The sequence below is a fragment of the Secundilactobacillus pentosiphilus genome, from assembly GCF_002217985.1.
In the GTDB taxonomy this organism is placed as follows: Bacteria; Bacillota; Bacilli; order Lactobacillales; family Lactobacillaceae; genus Secundilactobacillus; species Secundilactobacillus pentosiphilus.
In genome coordinates, this window is sequence record NZ_BCMI01000016.1 from 36,172 (window position 1) to 53,072 (window position 16,901).

Sequence of the window (16,901 nt, forward strand, 5' to 3'; positions counted from 1 at the left end):
ATGCTCTCATCTCCGCTTAATGATAAAAAAAGCGCTTTAAAAAAATGACAATAAAGCTATAATGAGATTTATTCAGCGAAAAAAACTTTTTTTATTTTTTTCGGTTCTTTGAGCAAAAAGGTCTTTAAAATCAGCAAATTAATGTGTAAGAGGGTAATACATAATGAATATTCGTCCCATTGAGAAAAAGGATAATCAGCCTTTAAAGGCGATCATCCAAGGCGCCATCAGTGAATATGGTAATAACGTACCTGGCTCGCCGTATTACGATACCGTCTTGGATCATCTGGCGGAACATTACGCTCACCAGGATCGGGCTAAGTACTGGGTCGCAGAGGTTGATGGCGAACTAGTAGGCGGTGCCGGGCTGGGACCGTTTACCTACCCCGAAACTGCCGAATTTCAAAAACTCTACTTGTCTCCGGCAGCCCGCGGCCACCACATCGGCCATCAGTTAGAAATTATGGCAGAGAAGGCGGCTAGAAAATACGGGTATAAAAAGTTTTATATCGAAACGTTTCAGAACTACAAGGCAGCACGGGGACTTTATCAGCACGTCGGCTTTAAGCAGCTTGATAAACCGTTAGGGCACGAGCCATCTCACGCGGCCTGCAACGCTTGGTATCTTAAGGACCTTAAATAGGAAATTTGCAGTCGTGTCAAAGGGACTCCATAGCGTGATACCGATACTGAATTTAAGAAGAAGCGGGGTGGGTGCCACGTGGAATACGTCTTATTAATGAGGGGCATCAACGTTGGCGGCAAACGGCGAGTCATCATGGCTGATTTGCGAACCCAGATCACTGAAGCCGGCGCTAGCGAAGTGACGAGTTACATTAATAGCGGTAATGTCTTGTTTAATTACGAAGGTGATGCCAAAGCAATGGTGGCTCAGCTTCTTACGAGCCATTATGACTTTAAAATTAATCATACGGTAATTGCCGCACCGGATTATTTGGCAGAGGTGAACGCGGCGCCGGAATGGTGGCAAACAGCGGATGGCCACCGGTATAATGCGTTATTTAAACTGCCAGGGTATCGCGATGAGTACGATCAGCTGATTGAAAATAAGAAGTCGACCTTTGATGAAGTGTTGTGTACACCTCACGTTGTTTTCTGGCGGGCACCGCTAAAGGTGAATTACGCCCGTTCGTTTTTCTCGAAACTACTATCGGCGCCCTTTTATGCTGTTGTTTCGATTCGTAACCGGAACACCACGCTGAAATTGGCAAAGCTGATTGGAGAGCGGCTTAAATAAGTGATAGCTGGTAAATTTTAGCAGTTAACTCAAAAATACCTGTTCAGACAATTTGTCGGGACAGGTATTTTTGGCGTTAATGAACCGAAAGCTGAGCTTAACGATACGATTGGCGGAAGATACTATTGCTTATTTAGTGAGCGCGCGGGTGATCCGGTGATGATTGACCAACATGATGGTCCCCCACACAATGGGAATGATACCGAGGATTAAGAAGTAGGCAGCTTCGTGGCCCTTCGTGTAGAAGTTTGCGGCGACGGCGGCCATCCCCGAACCGGCTGCTTGAAACAGGGTGAAGATCGTCATCATTTGAGTCGTATATGCTTTGGGCGCAATGGCACTGGCTATGGCCCGGCTCACTGGCGAGACCAGGGTTTCGCCAGCAACCATCAAGATGAAGAACACGAGGATCCAGAGCGGCGATACTTTAACGTTTGTCGGGAATAAACTTAGTGGCAGAATCATAAACAGCGGTGCCGCGCCCCAAAATAACAGGCCAATACCGAACTTTAGACAGGGGCTAGGTTGGCGCTGGCCCAGTTTCTGCCAAAATTTGCTGGTAAGACTGCCAAAGAGAACGGCTAAAATTGCGGGCACCGTCTGAAAACTGGCCGCGGAAAGGTGGGTTCCCCAGAGGCTTAAGTTGACGTGATCAAGTATGTAAATTGGCAGGATGCCTTCTGTTTGACCGCTGATCAGCATGCTGATGCTGACGCCGATCAGAAAAAGGCCGTACACTTTTAAATGACCGGCTTCCCGATGAGTGACCTTGGGGCTGCGAATAACCTTGATCAGATAAAGGACGGGTAAAATAATGCCGAGGACGCCGACAGCGTTATTAAAACGCTTGGCGGTGAGCCATCCTAGCCAAATCAGGCCGATAGTGAAACCGCCGATCACCGCGGTTCCCATTAGCACGCGTTTAGTTAACCGCCGTTTTTCCTCGGCGCTCATAGGATCAGGCGGCAGCGTACCCAGCGTACCGAAATAGCGGTGATTCAGGAAAAGATAGGGCAGGGTGGTTAAAAGCTGGCCGATAACTGCCACTAAAAAGCCCATGTTATAACCAAACTTTAGGGATACTGCCCCAGTGACGACTGGACCGGCGGCACCGATATTGTTCATAATGTAAACAACGATAAAAGCCGTGTTCCGCATACCGCTATTTTGGCGGTAAATCAGCCCTACTAAGGTATAAAGACTCTGACCGGTAATTCCTGAAGCAATGATCTGCAGGGCCAAACTAATAAAGAACAGGGTGAGACCGCCATGGGGGATAACCAGCAGTGAAATGGCAATGATGTTCAGTAAAGTTCCGTACAGGTAGGGCTTACGCAGGCCAACCAACCGGTCCGCCGCGTAACTGCCAGCGATTCCGGCAAAGTACCCCAGCGAGGAGAAGACGGCCATGATTTGCGCGGCGGTGATGCGATCCAACCCCAGACCGCCAGCGCGCAGCGGTTCGTAGAGGTATAAAATCATGATGGCACTGACGGCATAGGTTGCAAAGCCGTTTCCTAACGCACCGGTAGCCATCAGTTTGAATGCTGGCGCCTGATTTTTGGTGTGACTGGTCTGCTTAGCCAATTTTCAATCCTCCCATGATTATTTTTGCGAACTTTAAAGTATAACATAATCAATGGGAATGTTTAGCCGTCTCAAGCAGCAGCATTAAAATAGTTTTTCAGTAAAGTACGAATCGTCGGTGAAGATGCCATCAACTTTTGCCTTTTTTGCCTGCCTGACCTGTGCCCGATTATCGATCGTATAGGCAATCGCCTTCTTGCCCGTTGCGTGAATGGCTTCAATTTGTCCGGGCTTCATGGCGTTGGTGTACACCGAGGTGAAGCTGACGTACTTCGGGACTTCGTTTGCGATTTGAAAAATATCTTTGGAGTCGTCGCCCGTCAGCAACAGCATTGTGGGTGCGTGGGGTAATCGGCGGTGCAGGTAGGCTAAACTTTTTTGATTAAACGATTGGAGAATCACGTGGTCAGCCACGTGGTAGTGCTTAATTGCAGCCACCATTTTATTCTCCAACACCCAATTCCCCGCCGTAGACTTCTTGGATTCCACCACGTAATTGGTGGATTTGCCATACTTCTTAAACAGCGCGGGTAACGTGTGCAGGTGTTCGCCGTTTTTAAATTTGTACCGTTTTAGCTTGCGGTAATTTGACGAAGTGATGTTGACGTTTCGGCCGAGCGTTCGTTTGAGATTATTGTCATGGGAATCGATCAACTGCTTATCCTTTGAGAGGACAACGTCTTGTTCAATGAAGTGACTGCCATGTTTGATGGCGTAGTTATAGCCGGCGTAGCTGTGTTCAGGAAACTTCAGCGGGCTGCCGCGGTGACTGATGATTAACGGATGGTTAACGTTATATTGACGAACGGATAAGGCGTGAGCAGTGGGGATATGTCCCATAGTCGCGCCCGTAAAACCGAGTACGGTGATGCCGAATAATAATGGTCCTTTGATTTTCACTTCATCTCTCCTATTTAAAAGCACAATAATCCTATTAAACCACAGTGGGCGGGGTGCTTCCAAGTAAAATTTACATGGAAAATCAGGAAAAATACGTTCAGTGACGCATTAACTTTGACTTTAAATCCCTAACCCGATATAGTTAGTGCACTAACTAAGTGAAAGGGGTGGCACAATGAATAATTTTGGTTATCTGATCATGGATGTTGCTAAGGAGTTGCGGTATCAGCTTAATGATGCGCTGAAAAAGGCGGGGGTCACCAGCGCTCAGTGGGCAGTGATCGCCCAACTGGAGCTGGCCCAGGTGCCGATGACGTCAGCGCAGGTCGCCGATGAGGTCGGCATGGATCGGGCCACCATTTCAGGAGTTGTTAAACGCTTAGAAACCAAAGAACTCGTCACGATTCAAACGTCCGCCGAGGATCGCCGGGCAAGAACGTTGGCGCTAACGGCCAGTGGTGAAAAGGTATTTGATCATTGCAAACGAATTGCTAACGTTCAAATGTCACAGTTTGCTGCCCCGTTGGATCAGGAGGAACAAGAAACCCTGGTCCGTTTATTGATTAAATTAGAAGAAGGTCATCACGTTGGATAAAATTTTGGTTTTAGGAAGCACCGGCAATATTGGCTGGCCAATTGTTAAACAGTTGGCAGCAAGCGATGACGTGGCCGTTGTCGCGGGTGTTTATCACGCTGAATCAGCTAAGATGAAACAACTGGGTGTTGAAACCCGCCACTTTGATTTTTTGGATGTCAGCACTTTTGAGCCCGCTTTAAAGGGAATCAATAAAGTGTTTTTCGTAAGACCGCCGGAGCTAGCCAAACCGGAACGGGACATGAAGCCTTTTTTGACGGCGGTCAGAAACCATGGCATTGACCAAGTCGTCTTTATTTCCTTAATTGGCGTGGAAAAGAATCCGATGGTTCCGCACCGTAAGATTGAACGGATGATCACTGAGATGGGGCTGCCGCACACCTTTATTCGGCCCAGTTTTTTCATGCAGAATTTGACCAGCACGCACTTGCAGGATATCCAGCAAAATCACGATTTATTCGTGCCTGCTGGCCGTTCTAAAACCAGCTTTATTGATACCAGAGACATAGCGGCGGTTGCCGTGGCAGTCATGCAAGATCCAAAGTATCTTGGCCAGGCGCTAGAAATTACCGGCCCTGAAGCGATTACTTACCAGCAAGCCGCTGGGATTATGACTAAAGAGTTGGGTGTCCAAATCACGTACAGTAAACCAAGTCTGTTAAAATTTCGGCATACCATGATTCAACGGGGTATTAAAAAAGGCTTTGTTAATGTGATGGTCATGCTCTACCTCATTACCCAACTTGGAAACGCCAAGACGGTTAATCATACCGTAGAAAAGGTTTTGCACCGACCGGCAACTAGTTTTGCTGAATTTGTGCGGGATAATAGACAGCTGTTTTTGAATCTAAAGTAAACTAAAGCCGGGATTAGGCAGTTTTTTCAGACTGATGATCCCGGTTTTATCTGATAAAGCTAACGGTAAAAAGACGCTTGTGGGCGTCATTAACGTTGTTGTTGCAATGATAGCGCTCACAATCGAATAATTACTCAAACTTGCTTTTTTTAGTCATTCTTTGGTGCTAAGATATTAAGGGTAAATGACATTATTTGGTGTTTTCTCATTTTTCGTTCGGGTTTAATGCTCGAATAGGCTATTGGTGTGATTTAATTTTGGCTGATTTCTACCATAACTGATTGGTTGGAGAACCAAATTAAATGAATCAATAATTTTGCTAAGTTGGAGAGGCAATTATTCATGATGCGAAAAGTAAAAAAGTCACCTGCTTTACGTCGTTCAATGACGGCGGGGCAAATGGAAATGATTTCCTTGGGTGGCGCAATCGGTGTGGGTCTATTTATGGGTTCCACTTCAACAATCAAGTGGACCGGCCCTTCCGTATTGTTAGCGTATATGTTTGTTGGTTTGATTTTGTATATTGTGATGCGGGCACTGGGAGAAATGATTTACGTTAATCCCGGGACGGGTTCCTTCGCGGATTACGCGACGGAATACGTGCACCCCTTAGCCGGCTATTTGGCCAAGTGGGCGAACGTCTTTGAATACATCGTTGTGGGCATGTCCGAAGTGGTGGCTGCGACCCAGTATCTGCAGTACTGGTGGCCTCACATTAATACCTTCTGGGTTGGGGTGATCATTATCGGTTTTTTGGTACTTGCTAACCTTGCCAGTGCCAAAGCTTATGGGTCGCTGGAATTCTGGTTTGCCATGATTAAAGTCATTACGATCATCTTTATGATCGTCCTTGGTTTTCTGGTGATCTTCTTCGGTTTTGGTAACGGCGGCCATCCAGTAGGATTCAGTAATCTCTGGTCTCACGGTGGCTTCTTCACCGGTGGCGTTAAGGGCTTTTTCTTCTCAATGTCGATCATCGTTGGTTCGTATGAAGGGATCGAACTTTTGGGGATTACGGCTGGTGAAGTTGCTAATCCGCAAAAGGCGATCGTTAAGTCCGTGAAGTCGGTCTTGTTCCGAATTCTGATCTTCTACGTGGGTGCGATTTTTGTGATCGTTACCATTTATCCGTGGAATCATTTGAGCGCAATTGGTTCACCATTTGTCTCGACTTTCGCTAAGGTGGGGATTACTTCGGCGGCGTCTGTGATCAACTTCGTGGTATTGACGGCGGCCTTATCCAGTGCGAACTCGGGAATTTATTCCTCCAGCCGGATGCTGTTTAAGCTGGCTCATGAAAGTGATGCACCAAAGATCTTTGGCCACTTGTCAAAACGGGTCGTTCCCAGCGCTTCGATCTTGGGTATTTCAAGCGGTATTCTACTAGGTTTTATCCTTGATATCGTCTTTTCCGCCTACAATAAGTCAACTTCGAACCTGTTCGTGGTGGTCTTCAGTTCATCTGTCCTGCCAGGTATGATTCCGTGGTTCGTGATCTTGTTAGCTGAACTGCGCTTCCGGAAGAATAACGCTGCGGTGATGAAGGACCATCCGTTCAAGTTGCCGTTATATCCGTTATCAGACTATTTTGCGATCGTCATGCTGTTGATTATCGTTGGGTTCATGTTTGTTAACCCAGATACAAGAATTTCCGTTATCGTTGGGGCTGCTGTCCTGATTGTGGCGACGCTGTTCTATCTTGTACGGCACCGTAAAGGGCGTTTAGATTAAAAATTAGCTATTTAATCATAAAGTGGTGCGTTAAAACCGGCATCACTTTTTATTTTACTCAAAAACCCGTGATAATGCGGACTGAACAGCAGTTATGCAAAGATAGTGGTAACTTTATTAATTCCCTAATCATACTCTAATTTTTGTGATATAATGTTACCTAAATCATTACATGTGTAGTGGTTAACATATTAGTTATTAGTAATCTTACATATAGAGGAGTGTTTTTTATGACATATCAATTTTCTAACCGTGTTCCTAAGACCGATAACGATCCCGTTGGCGATATCTTAAAGGCTGCTGCTGATCCTAAAGTGACCTCATTTGCCGGCGGCTTACCCGCACCAGAATTATTCCCGGTAGAACAGGTAAAAGCTGCTGCCGATAAAGTCTTAGCCGAAAAGGGTCCGGCTGCGTTGCAGTACAGTTCCGCACAAGGTGTTCCGGAACTGCGAAACGTGGTTTTAAAGCGACTGGAAGTTGAAGGTATACATACGACTGCCGATAATGTGATGATTGCCACCGGTTCACAGCAATCAATCGATTTAACCGCCAAAATGTTTCTTGATGAGGGCAGTGCCGTTATCGTTGAAGACCCCACTTATTTAACGGCGGTTGACGTTTTCCGTTCATATGGTGCGCACTTTGTTGGTGTCGATATGGATGAAGACGGCATGAGGATGGATTCGCTGGAAGAGGCGTTAAAAAACAATCCTGATACCCGTCTGATCTATACGGTACCAACGTTCCAAAACCCGACTGGACGAACGATGACTTTGGAACGGCGCAAAAAATTAGTTGCCTTAGCCGACAAGTACGACGTCATGGTGCTCGAAGATAACCCTTATGGTGCTATTCGTTGGGAAGGCGAGAATTTGCCTTCATTACGGTCCTTAGATAAGACCGGCCACGTCATCTACATGGGAACGATGTCAAAGGTCTTCGCACCCGGGTTACGGATCGGCTGGGTAGTGGCTGAACCTAAATTACTTAAAAAGTATACGATGATGAAACAGTCTGCTGACTTACACACGGACAGTTTTTCCCAGTACGTTTGTGCCCAGTACTTTACTGATAACGATATCAACGATCATATCAAGCGCATCACGGCACTGTATCACAAGCGCGAACAGTTGATGATGTCCGCCATCGATAAGTACTTCCCAGCTGGTGTTCAGCACAGTAATCCGCAAGGCGGGATGTTCTTATGGGTCATGGTACCCGGCGTTAAGAGCTCCCAGCAGTTGTTTGACGCGGCGATGAAACGAAACGTGGCCGTAGTTCCTGGCGATCCGTTCTATGGTAATCAGCCTGAACCGGGGACGTTTAGAATGAACTATTCCAACACACCCGAAGAGGGTATTGTTGATGGTGTTAAGCAGTTAGCTGCGGCACTTGATGAAGTCATGTCAGTCACAGCACCCAAATAGTAAATGAAAGAGAGTTAGATAATCAATTCCGTTATGATTCGGCCAGTATCTTTGTGATACTTTCTGAAATCATGACGGAATTTTTGTTAAGGCGGTTTGCTGATATAATGGACTTAGCGACAAAACGACTGGCTTTTAAGCCACTTTTAGGAGAATTTGACAATGAATTTAGAAGAAAAGTTTGCTTATATGGCAACCGGACATCCGTATGATGATCTTGATCCAAAGTTAATGAAAGTCCGGGAAAACGCTACGACAATGACGCAACGGCTCAACACCATAAATGATCCGGAACAGCGGAATGCGTTATTTACGCAGTTGATTGGGCACGCTGGCGAGGCACCCTTTGTCGAACCAAACTTCCGGTGTGAATTTGGCCGAAATATTAACGTTGGCGACCATTTTTACGCAAATTATGATTGTGTCATGCTGGATGGGGCACCCATTACGATTGGGGCACACGTTCTTTTTGGTCCTAAGGTGGGACTGTATACCAGCAACCACCTGTTTGATCCCGTGGAACGGCGGACTGGTGGCTGCACTGCCCGGCCAATCACTATCGGCGATGATGTTTGGCTGGCAGCGAACGTCACAGTTTTGCCTGGGGTCAGTATTGGCAGCAACGTGATCATTGGTGCCGGCAGTGTGGTGACCAGCGACATTCCAAGTAACGTGATCGCGGTTGGTAATCCCTGCCACGTGCTGCGAGAAATTACGGCAGCGGACCGGACAGGTTTTAATGGGCAGGACTTTTCGGCCGGAATCTGAGTTATGGAGGGGGTTAAGGCTACATTAAAGGCGTGAACGAAAGTAAATCTTAAACTGTGTTTTAATCAAGAAATTTAGTTGTGGGTTATCAATAGAGACTTATGACACATCTTTTCTGTTAGACTGAATCAAGCACTTTTTAGTGTTCAATCATATTTACTTAAAAAAATCAAGAATTTTGCTGAAAAGTAGCATAATTAAATTTAAATTTCGGGATAAACGTGGTAAACTAATGTTATCCAAAGCATTAGTGTGATGGGTGTTCGGCGACTTGATTTGATATCAAGCTACCGAGCGACCGTTACGACAGTACGATCATTCTGTAGACATTAGCGGTTCTTAGTGGGACTGCAAGTTGATGATATTGACTTGTCTGCAATATTTGTATCTCAACTGTCTGACGGTTCTGTATCTTTTTTTAAAGATCCACTGTAATTGAGAAAGCTGATCGCTACAAATCCTGACGGGATAAAATAAACTTCTCCCTGTAAATTTTAATAAACTAAGTGTTATTTCCCCCATAATAGATAACCAATTAGTTCCCGTATACGGATGATCATGTCAGTATTGATTATGGCGACAAAGAGCTTCGAACCTCCCCAGTTCGGAGCTTTTTGTATGGGCTCATTTAACAAAAAAGCGATCTTTGACGTGTAAGTAAGTTAAAGGGGATAGTTCCAAGCTCAGGACTACCCCCTTTAACTCACTTACATTCTGGTATCTAAACGAGTTGCTTCACGCACTGTTTTAATCGTTTTCTTTCAGCCAGCTGTCCAGTACTTTAATAAATTCATCGTGCTGATCCAGCAAAGCGAGGTGACGGCTGTTGGCAAACAAATGCCACTTAGCACCTGGAATATGGTCGTAGACGGACTTAGCAATTAACGGCGTGCATAGATCGTCGGTCCCATTTGTGACTAAAACGGGAACGTGAATTTTATGCAGATCATCAGTGACATCGTAATCACTGATGGTGCCGTTTTCGGTAAATTCGTTGGGGCCTTCAGCAATTAAACTGGCCCGTTTGCCATTAGTTTCCCGCCGTAATGGTTCCGGTGAATTTTCGTCAGGGTCATCCCAGCAGTAACGTTCCATGTAGCGGTCGTTAGCGGCTAGGTACTTAGGACCGGTAAAATTACCAGTGCGCTCGGCTTCGGCGATGGCTTCACGGTCTTCATAACTGAGGTAAGAGATCAGCCGGTGCTGTTCCTGCGTCCAAAGTTTGATTGAAGCAGGGGAGCCGTCGATCATGACACTCTTTACCCCAGTCTGGTCATATTGAGTCAGGTACAGCATTTCCAGCATGCCACCCCATGATTGGCCTAACATATGAATCTGGTCGAGATGCAGATATTTTCTTAAGGCAATTAGTTCTTCAGCCCAAGTTTCCTTGACGTAGACGCTTTCGTCTTCGGGCAATGAGGACTTCCCGCAGCCGACTTGATCATACATAATCAGTTGGCGGCCGGTTTCAGCGTAATCGTCCAGTAATTCAAAGTAGTTGTGAGACGAACCGGGGCCACCGTGAATCAATAGTAGCGGTGCTTTGCCTGGTGTCTTTTCGCCCACGATACGGTAGTAGGTTTTGTAGCCGTGAAACGGCATGTAACCTTCTTGAATTTTCATTTCTGATCAATCCCCTTTATGATTTAGTGTCATCATTGATTGTACTACTTCGCGAGGGGAGGGGATCAATGGCGTGGCGGGTTTATTTAGCGGAAATGTGTAAATTTCTAACTGTTTCAGAAATAAAAGAGAAGTACCAGTCAAAAAACAACTGATACTTCCTGGTTCACTGAATTTACATAGCGGAAACGTGCTGTAACAGACAGAGACTTGCGAGTAAGGCACTTCCGGTAAAAATCCTAAGTTCGGAATTTCCACCCAAAGTACCTTACTCTCCAGTCTCTAAGCGTCTGTTTTCACACTCTTATTTGAAACGTGCAAAAAAGGGCATACCCCGGCCGTATAAAGAACCCAAGAAAAGTACCAGTCAAAAAACAACTGATACTTCCCTTGGGTCCTTTATACTCTGGGGTATTGACGCCCTTTTTCACACTCTTATTTTAAGCTCTTTTCTCATCAACACATCCCGCTGCCGGGCACCACCCAACGTAAACAGGTAATCGCCAAACTGAGTGAAGCCCATCGCCTCATAGAACTTTTGTGCCGCGTGATTATATTCCCACACGCTTAACCAGACCGCGTCTTTATCCAGCTGGTAGGCCCGTTTAATTGCATAATCCATTAGCTGACGGCCATAGCCCATCCGTTTATAATCTGGTCGAACGTAGAGGCGTTCGATTTCCAGTGCGTCACCGCCCTGATCATTAGACTGCGCGTCGTTTATATTCAACTTTAAATAACCCACGACCTGGTTATCCCTTTTTAAAAAGTAAAAAAATGAATTCGTGTTTTTCAATTGTGAGCGAAGCCGCTTTGTGCTCAACTCGTTGTTGAGGTACCAGTCCATGTCGTCATCGGTATTGTACCCGCCGAACGTATCCTTGAACGTTTCCTGACTGATTGCCTGCAGTTTCGCTGTATCAGCCACTGTTAACTGAATGATTGAATCTGCCATGATTAGACTCACCAAACCTTTGCCCAATATTGTGTATAAAATCACTATCTTCATTTTACGATACGTTCCGCATTAATATCAAGTCGTTCGGCTGACTAAAATTGGTTAATAATTCGGTCAATGTTCTGATTAAAAATGGTTTGGTCGAGTTTAGGTTCCCTTCTTGCGGTAATGAGTGCTAAGTGACCAATGACAAACTCAAGAAAAAGGGCGGTATTTGCCGCTACTTGAGTTTCATCCTGACTCACAGTGGCAATGAGTCGTTGTGTTAGCTGCCGTAACTGAATCACTGCTTCTGTTACTGAGGCTTCATTATTATAATGGGAAATTCCCCACACCATGTCAGTAAAGGGCATCCCTGATTGCGCAAACTGAATAAACGAGACCGCTAGCTGACGAAGGGCTGTTTTACCGGTGAGATCACTCACTTGCTGTTGCAAGTAAGCCACCAATTTTTGCATGTATAGTGCCACAATGCCGCTCTTCACGGCAGCAATATCATCTAAGTAACGGTACATTGATTGGGGCCGAATCCCGATTTCTCTGGCCAACCCGTTATAAGTAATACCGTTTAGACCTGATTCACTGGCAACTGCCAGCCCTTTTTCTAAAATGATTTCACGGGATAATTGTCCACGTTTCAATTTTTTTACTCTCCTCACTTGTAAAACTCATGGTATGAGTTTATAATGCAATTACGGCTTAAAACTCATGACATGAGTTTAACCCAAATATTGTTAATCAGCAAGCTTAGATCACAAAAAAGAGTCTTTAGTATGACAACATTGAACCAAAAGGGTGCCAACGTTAGATGACAATGTCAAAGGTAACGGCCAGTCTTCATTTTGATTCCGGGTGCCAATGGTACTGGTAACATCTTCCAGGGTGCGGCCATGAAGAGGTTCGGTCCATTCATGCGCTTTGGCGGATTAGATGCTAAAATGATGAATAAGCCAGCTGTAAGATCGATATTGATCAATTGGCAAAGTACAGTGACCGGATCCATTTGCTGAACGGGACTGATTCCGTTGGTTCATATCCGCAAGATGTTAATGCCTTGCGGTCAAACTACTGGAACATTCCGAGTTATGACATCCCTGGCGGTCACTTGGGCTATGCTCAAAAGCCAGAAGGTTTCGCAACGACACTCGAAGCAGTTTTATTATAGGAGGTAAATTTTAATGACTTATCACAAAATTGATTTTCACGCACACTACCTATCACCCGGCTACAAGAAGTATTTAAAGGACCAGTTTAACGACATGGGTGACGGGGTGCCAACTCCTGAATACTCTATCGACACGACGCTTTCGATCATGGACCAAGTGAATATTGACTACTCCATTATTTCCATCTCTTCACCACATATCAACACTGGTGAAGAATCAAGCACCATTGAATTAGCTCAGGAAGTTAACGAATACGCCGCAAAGCAGCACCAAAACTACAAGGATAAGATCGGCTTCTTTGCTTCACTGCCGCTGCCTTACGTTGATGCCAGTCAAAAAGCCATCAAGTCTGCCTATGCTGACGATGCGACCGGTTTCACTTTACCAACCAACTCCCGCGGTATTTACCTTGGTGACAAGCGCTTAGACCCAATCATGCAGACTTTGGATGACAACCACGCACTGGTTGCCTTGCACCCGAACGCACCAGGTGTGGAAGACCCAACTGTAACAAGTCAGATTCCGGCACCAATCGTAGAATTCTTCTTCGATACGACTCGGACAGTCTTAAACATGCTGCAAAACGGGATCTTTACCCGTTATCCAAACATTCGTTTCATCATCCCTCATGCTGGTGCCGTATTACCATTGGTAGCGAGCCGGGTACAAAACTTGGCGCAGTCATTGAACCATGATTTGACCAATGATCAAGTAGATATCATGAGTGTTTTGAGCAACCAGTACTTTGACGTTGCCGGCATGGTATTGCCGCAACAGCTGCCAGCACTGCTAGAATTAATTGATTCAAACAAGTTGCTGTATGCGTCAGATACACCGTATACGCCAACACCAGCGGTCTTGAATTTATCAAATCAGCTTGAAACGACAGGCTTGTTATCAGATGCTTTGAAGCAACGGATTTTCATGAAGAATGGGGAAGAGTTGTTAAAGAAGTAGAGCGTGAAAAAGGGCGTTTATGCCCCAGAGTATAAGACGAAAAAACAAGTGGCCGGTCGGTTTTTGACTGGGTGCTTGTTTTTTTGGCTTATACGGCAGGGGCATGCCCTTTTTCACGCGTTTCGGCTATGTAAAATTTAAAAGGGCGATCAGGTACTTTTTACCTGGTCGCCTATTCTTTTGGCTTACGTGGCAGGGGCATGTCTATTTTCGCGCGTTTCAGCTATGTAAAATCAGTGAGCAGGAAAATACCGGTCGGTTTTTGACTGGGTGCTTGTTTTTTCGTCTTATACGGCAGGGGCATGCCCTTTTTCACGCGTTTTGGCTATGTAAAATTTAAAAGGGCGATCAGGTGCTTTTTACCTGGTCGTCTATTCTTTTGGCTTACGTGGCAGGGGCATGTCTATTTTCACGCGTTTCGGCTATGTAAAATCAGTGAGCAGGAAAATACCAGTCGGTTTTTGACTGGCCCCTTGTTTTTTTGACTTATACGGCCGGGGCAAGCCCTTTTGAACGCGTTCCTACAATGTAAACTCACCCCTCAGACAATTTTTTTGTCGTTTTACTCCCAAAACGACGTCAATAACCGTAAAATGAAAAGTGAAGTCTAATCACAGGAGAAAATATTAATGTCATCACAAAAGTTAAGCACGCGTAATCTCATTTTTATCGGGATGATGCTTTTTGGTTTATTTTTCGGTGCCGGTAATCTGATTTTCCCGGTCTTTGTCGGGCAACAAGCAGGAACCCATTATTGGCCAGCCTTAATTGGTTTTTTAATTTCCGGAGTCGGGCTGCCGCTTTTAGGAGTAGCGGCGATCGGGATTACCAAATCGGCCGGCGTGTTCGAGCTATCACTAAGGGTCAACCGATTTTACGCCTACGGATTCACCGTTTTACTCTATCTATGTATTGGACCGTTATTTGCGCTGCCACGGTTGGCGTCCATTTCGTTTGAAGTGGGGCTGAGTCCGTTCGTGTTACCTGGCCAACAGAAGACGGGGTTGCTGATTTATTCCGTTTTATTCTTTTTAACTGCTTGGTGGTTTGCCCGTAGGCCCAGTAAGATCATGGTTTATGTGGGCAAGTTTTTAACCCCGGCCTTTTTGATTTTGTTAGCCGCTATTTTGATCATGGTGGTGTTAAAACCAATGGGGAGTGGACAGGCGCCCGTAGGTGATTACGTCAAGACGCCTTTAGCAGCGGGATTTACAGCTGGTTATTCCACCATGGACGCTTTGGCAGCTTTAGCATTTGGCATTATTGTCGTCAATGCGATTCGTGAATTAGGGGTCACTTCACCTACTCAAATAGCCAGTGATACCATTCAAGCTGGCAGTCTTGCCATTACCTTAATGGCCTTGATATACGGCTTGCTAGGGCTTTTGGGGCGAAACGCTTTAGGTCAATTTGGCCGTGCTGCTAACGGCGGTCCAGTATTAGCCAACGTCGCTCACTATTATTTCGGTGATTTCGGTAATTTGCTGTTAGCGTTACTCGTGATTCTGGCTTGTCTGAAAACCGCCATTGGGTTGATCACCGCGTTTGGTGATACGTTCAAAGAATTATTTCCCCGGGTACCCTACACGGTGTTGATTATTCTGGCTAGTGCGGTCCCCCTGCTTTTTGCCAACATTGGACTGAACCGGTTGTTGTTAGTTTCGACACCGCTGCTTTATTTCATTTATCCGCTAGCCATTACGCTTATTTTAATGAGCCTTTTAACCCGGATCCTTGGTGAATCACGCTGGCTGTTTGGAACGGTGACTATTTTCACGATCATTCCGGCCGTGCTGGATGGGTTAAATGCTTTGCCGGCTAGCCTGCATCGCGGATTAATTAATGATATGTTATCGGTAGGCCAGCTGTTGCCGGGCTTTAGTATCGGACTTGGCTGGGCCGTTCCTGCTTTAGTCGGGTTGGGTGTTGGGTACGGCCTGTCGAGAATAGCTGATCACGCATCATAACGCAAAAAAAACATGCCGACAGTTGTCGACATGTTTTTTAATTGTGGTGTGAGGGCTTAGCTTATTGAGCCCAAGCACCCATACCTTGTGCGTGGTACAGTTGAACCGCAGCATTCACTTGGGCGTTAACATCGCCACCGTTGATGTGCATGTTTTGGAACAGACCGTAAGCACCGCTTGAGCTGTTACGAACGCCTGCGTTCCAGCCGGATTCACGAGTGATGATTGCGTTCCAAGTTGAAGCGGAAACGCCAGTCCGTGAAGCCATTTGGCTTAAGACGTAGCTCTTGGTGTTACTGCCATTGTAGCTTACTGAACCAGCATTGTTGCTAGTTTGGTTAGCAGTCGTGTTGGTTGACTGAGCTTGGTAGCCGTTGTTGTTAGTTTGGCTTTGGCTGTTGCCGTTGTAAGCTGAAGTTGATTGGCTAGCAGTAGCCGGTTGAGCAGCAGTCGTTGAGCCATCAGGAATTGATAACTTTTCGCCTGGCATGATCAGGTGGTTGCTGATGTGGTTTGCCTGTTCGATAGAGTTGATAGTAGTATGGAAAGTTTGTGAGATGCCCCATACTGAGTCACCAGACTTAACGGTATAAGTCGTGGATGCGCTGGCGCCAGTTGCGCCGGCAAAGAACAAACCAATAGCTGCTGCTGATGTTGCTAAAATTGAAGTAACAAATTTTTTCAAGTAAATACACTCCTATAATTTAAACCTGTGAGGTCCATCAATGTGTCGATTCATATCAATCAACAAAACAGAGTTTACATGGTTGGTATTACTTAGGCGTATCACTGAATTTAAGAAAATAAGTCACTCTGCAACAATAAATGATGCTTTTGTAATAATTGAAATACTAAAGAAATGTTAAAGTAGGTGGTATAAACGGGGCAAGGTCGAGTAAAGGTGACGCTTCCAAAATGCGATTATATCGTCGGTAGATGTTTCGATTATTACTGAAAAATGATTTTTAGACATATAGATCACTTTGAAAATGATCAAAATAGGCTTAAATCATAAAAAAAGTTACCAGACATATTTCCAGAATACTTCGACCATGACTACTATATATTGTGGTGATATTTGTAAATTCTTTCAAATTGTACA

General features: G+C 45.4%; 16 protein-coding genes. 10 read left to right on the top strand and 6 right to left on the bottom strand.

The features are described from left to right. Nucleotides 1–163 precede the first annotated feature (163 nt). Nucleotides 164–643 carry a GNAT family N-acetyltransferase gene (locus CES81_RS08570; RefSeq protein WP_089121421.1) on the top strand — a complete coding sequence of 160 codons (480 nt, stop codon included), beginning with the start codon at nt 164–166 and terminating at the stop codon, nt 641–643. Between the two features lie 78 nt (nt 644–721). Next, nucleotides 722–1,258 (top strand): DUF1697 domain-containing protein, encoded by a 537-nt coding sequence (locus CES81_RS08575; protein WP_089121422.1) that lies wholly within the window; start codon nt 722–724, stop codon nt 1,256–1,258. A 129-nt stretch (nt 1,259–1,387) separates the two neighbouring features. On the opposite strand, the gene CES81_RS08580 is transcribed toward CES81_RS08575, so the two are convergent. Together CES81_RS08580 and CES81_RS08585 are read right to left on the bottom strand one after the other, a co-directional pair. After that, nucleotides 1,388–2,845 (bottom strand): peptide MFS transporter, encoded by a 1,458-nt coding sequence (locus CES81_RS08580; protein ID WP_089121423.1) that lies wholly within the window; start codon nt 2,843–2,845, stop codon nt 1,388–1,390. An 84-nt stretch (nt 2,846–2,929) separates the two neighbouring features. Continuing rightward, complete coding sequence (locus tag CES81_RS08585; RefSeq protein WP_089121424.1) at nt 2,930–3,745, bottom strand: glycerophosphodiester phosphodiesterase; 816 nt, start codon at nt 3,743–3,745, stop codon at nt 2,930–2,932. A gap of 175 nt (nt 3,746–3,920) precedes the next feature. Between CES81_RS08585 and CES81_RS08590 the strand changes: the two genes are divergently transcribed. From CES81_RS08590 to CES81_RS08610, 5 genes are all read left to right on the top strand, one after another. After that, nucleotides 3,921–4,340, top strand: coding sequence for a MarR family winged helix-turn-helix transcriptional regulator (locus tag CES81_RS08590; protein WP_089121425.1), 420 nt, complete (start codon nt 3,921–3,923; stop codon nt 4,338–4,340). After that, nucleotides 4,333–5,196: an SDR family oxidoreductase gene (locus CES81_RS08595; RefSeq protein ID WP_089121426.1), complete on the top strand. Its 864-nt coding sequence runs from the start codon at nt 4,333–4,335 to the stop codon at nt 5,194–5,196. Before CES81_RS08590 ends, CES81_RS08595 begins: the two co-directional genes overlap by 8 nt. 345 nt (nt 5,197–5,541) lie before the next feature. Then, the gene (locus tag CES81_RS08600) at nt 5,542–6,927 is read left to right on the top strand and encodes an amino acid permease (protein ID WP_439951290.1); all 1,386 of its coding nucleotides are present in this window, start codon (nt 5,542–5,544) and stop codon (nt 6,925–6,927) included. 230 nt (nt 6,928–7,157) lie between these two features. Beyond that, nucleotides 7,158–8,357, top strand: coding sequence for an aminotransferase-like domain-containing protein (locus CES81_RS08605; protein WP_089121428.1), 1,200 nt, complete (start codon nt 7,158–7,160; stop codon nt 8,355–8,357). A 162-nt stretch (nt 8,358–8,519) separates the two neighbouring features. Further along, the gene (locus CES81_RS08610) at nt 8,520–9,125 is read left to right on the top strand and encodes a sugar O-acetyltransferase (protein WP_089121429.1); all 606 of its coding nucleotides are present in this window, start codon (nt 8,520–8,522) and stop codon (nt 9,123–9,125) included. A gap of 747 nt (nt 9,126–9,872) precedes the next feature. Here the strand turns inward: CES81_RS08610 and pepI are convergent. From pepI to CES81_RS08625, 3 genes are all read right to left on the bottom strand, one after another. Further along, nucleotides 9,873–10,751, bottom strand: coding sequence for a proline iminopeptidase (pepI, locus tag CES81_RS08615; RefSeq protein WP_089121430.1), 879 nt, complete (start codon nt 10,749–10,751; stop codon nt 9,873–9,875). Nucleotides 10,752–11,178: 427 nt separating this feature from the next. Next, entirely contained in the window at nt 11,179–11,706 is a 528-nt protein-coding gene (locus CES81_RS08620; RefSeq protein ID WP_089121431.1) for a GNAT family N-acetyltransferase, read from the bottom strand. Between the two features lie 95 nt (nt 11,707–11,801). Beyond that, complete coding sequence (locus tag CES81_RS08625) at nt 11,802–12,350, bottom strand: TetR/AcrR family transcriptional regulator (protein WP_089121432.1); 549 nt, start codon at nt 12,348–12,350, stop codon at nt 11,802–11,804. 335 nt (nt 12,351–12,685) lie between these two features. Between CES81_RS08625 and CES81_RS08630 the strand changes: the two genes are divergently transcribed. The 3 genes from CES81_RS08630 (at nt 12,686) to brnQ (ending at nt 15,799) form a co-directional block, all read left to right on the top strand. Then, a complete protein-coding gene (locus CES81_RS08630; RefSeq protein WP_225356372.1) occupies nt 12,686–12,874 on the top strand; it encodes a hypothetical protein in 189 nt (62 codons plus the stop codon). Between the two features lie 13 nt (nt 12,875–12,887). Next, a complete protein-coding gene (locus CES81_RS08635) occupies nt 12,888–13,832 on the top strand; it encodes an amidohydrolase family protein (RefSeq protein WP_089121433.1) in 945 nt (314 codons plus the stop codon). A gap of 629 nt (nt 13,833–14,461) precedes the next feature. Further along, nucleotides 14,462–15,799, top strand: a complete 1,338-nt coding sequence (gene brnQ / locus CES81_RS08640) for a branched-chain amino acid transport system II carrier protein (RefSeq protein ID WP_089121434.1) — start codon at nt 14,462–14,464, stop codon at nt 15,797–15,799. A gap of 61 nt (nt 15,800–15,860) precedes the next feature. Here the strand turns inward: brnQ and CES81_RS08645 are convergent, their stop codons facing one another. Next, nucleotides 15,861–16,484 carry a LysM peptidoglycan-binding domain-containing protein gene (locus CES81_RS08645; RefSeq protein ID WP_089121435.1) on the bottom strand — a complete coding sequence of 208 codons (624 nt, stop codon included), beginning with the start codon at nt 16,482–16,484 and terminating at the stop codon, nt 15,861–15,863. Nucleotides 16,485–16,901 lie beyond the last annotated feature (417 nt).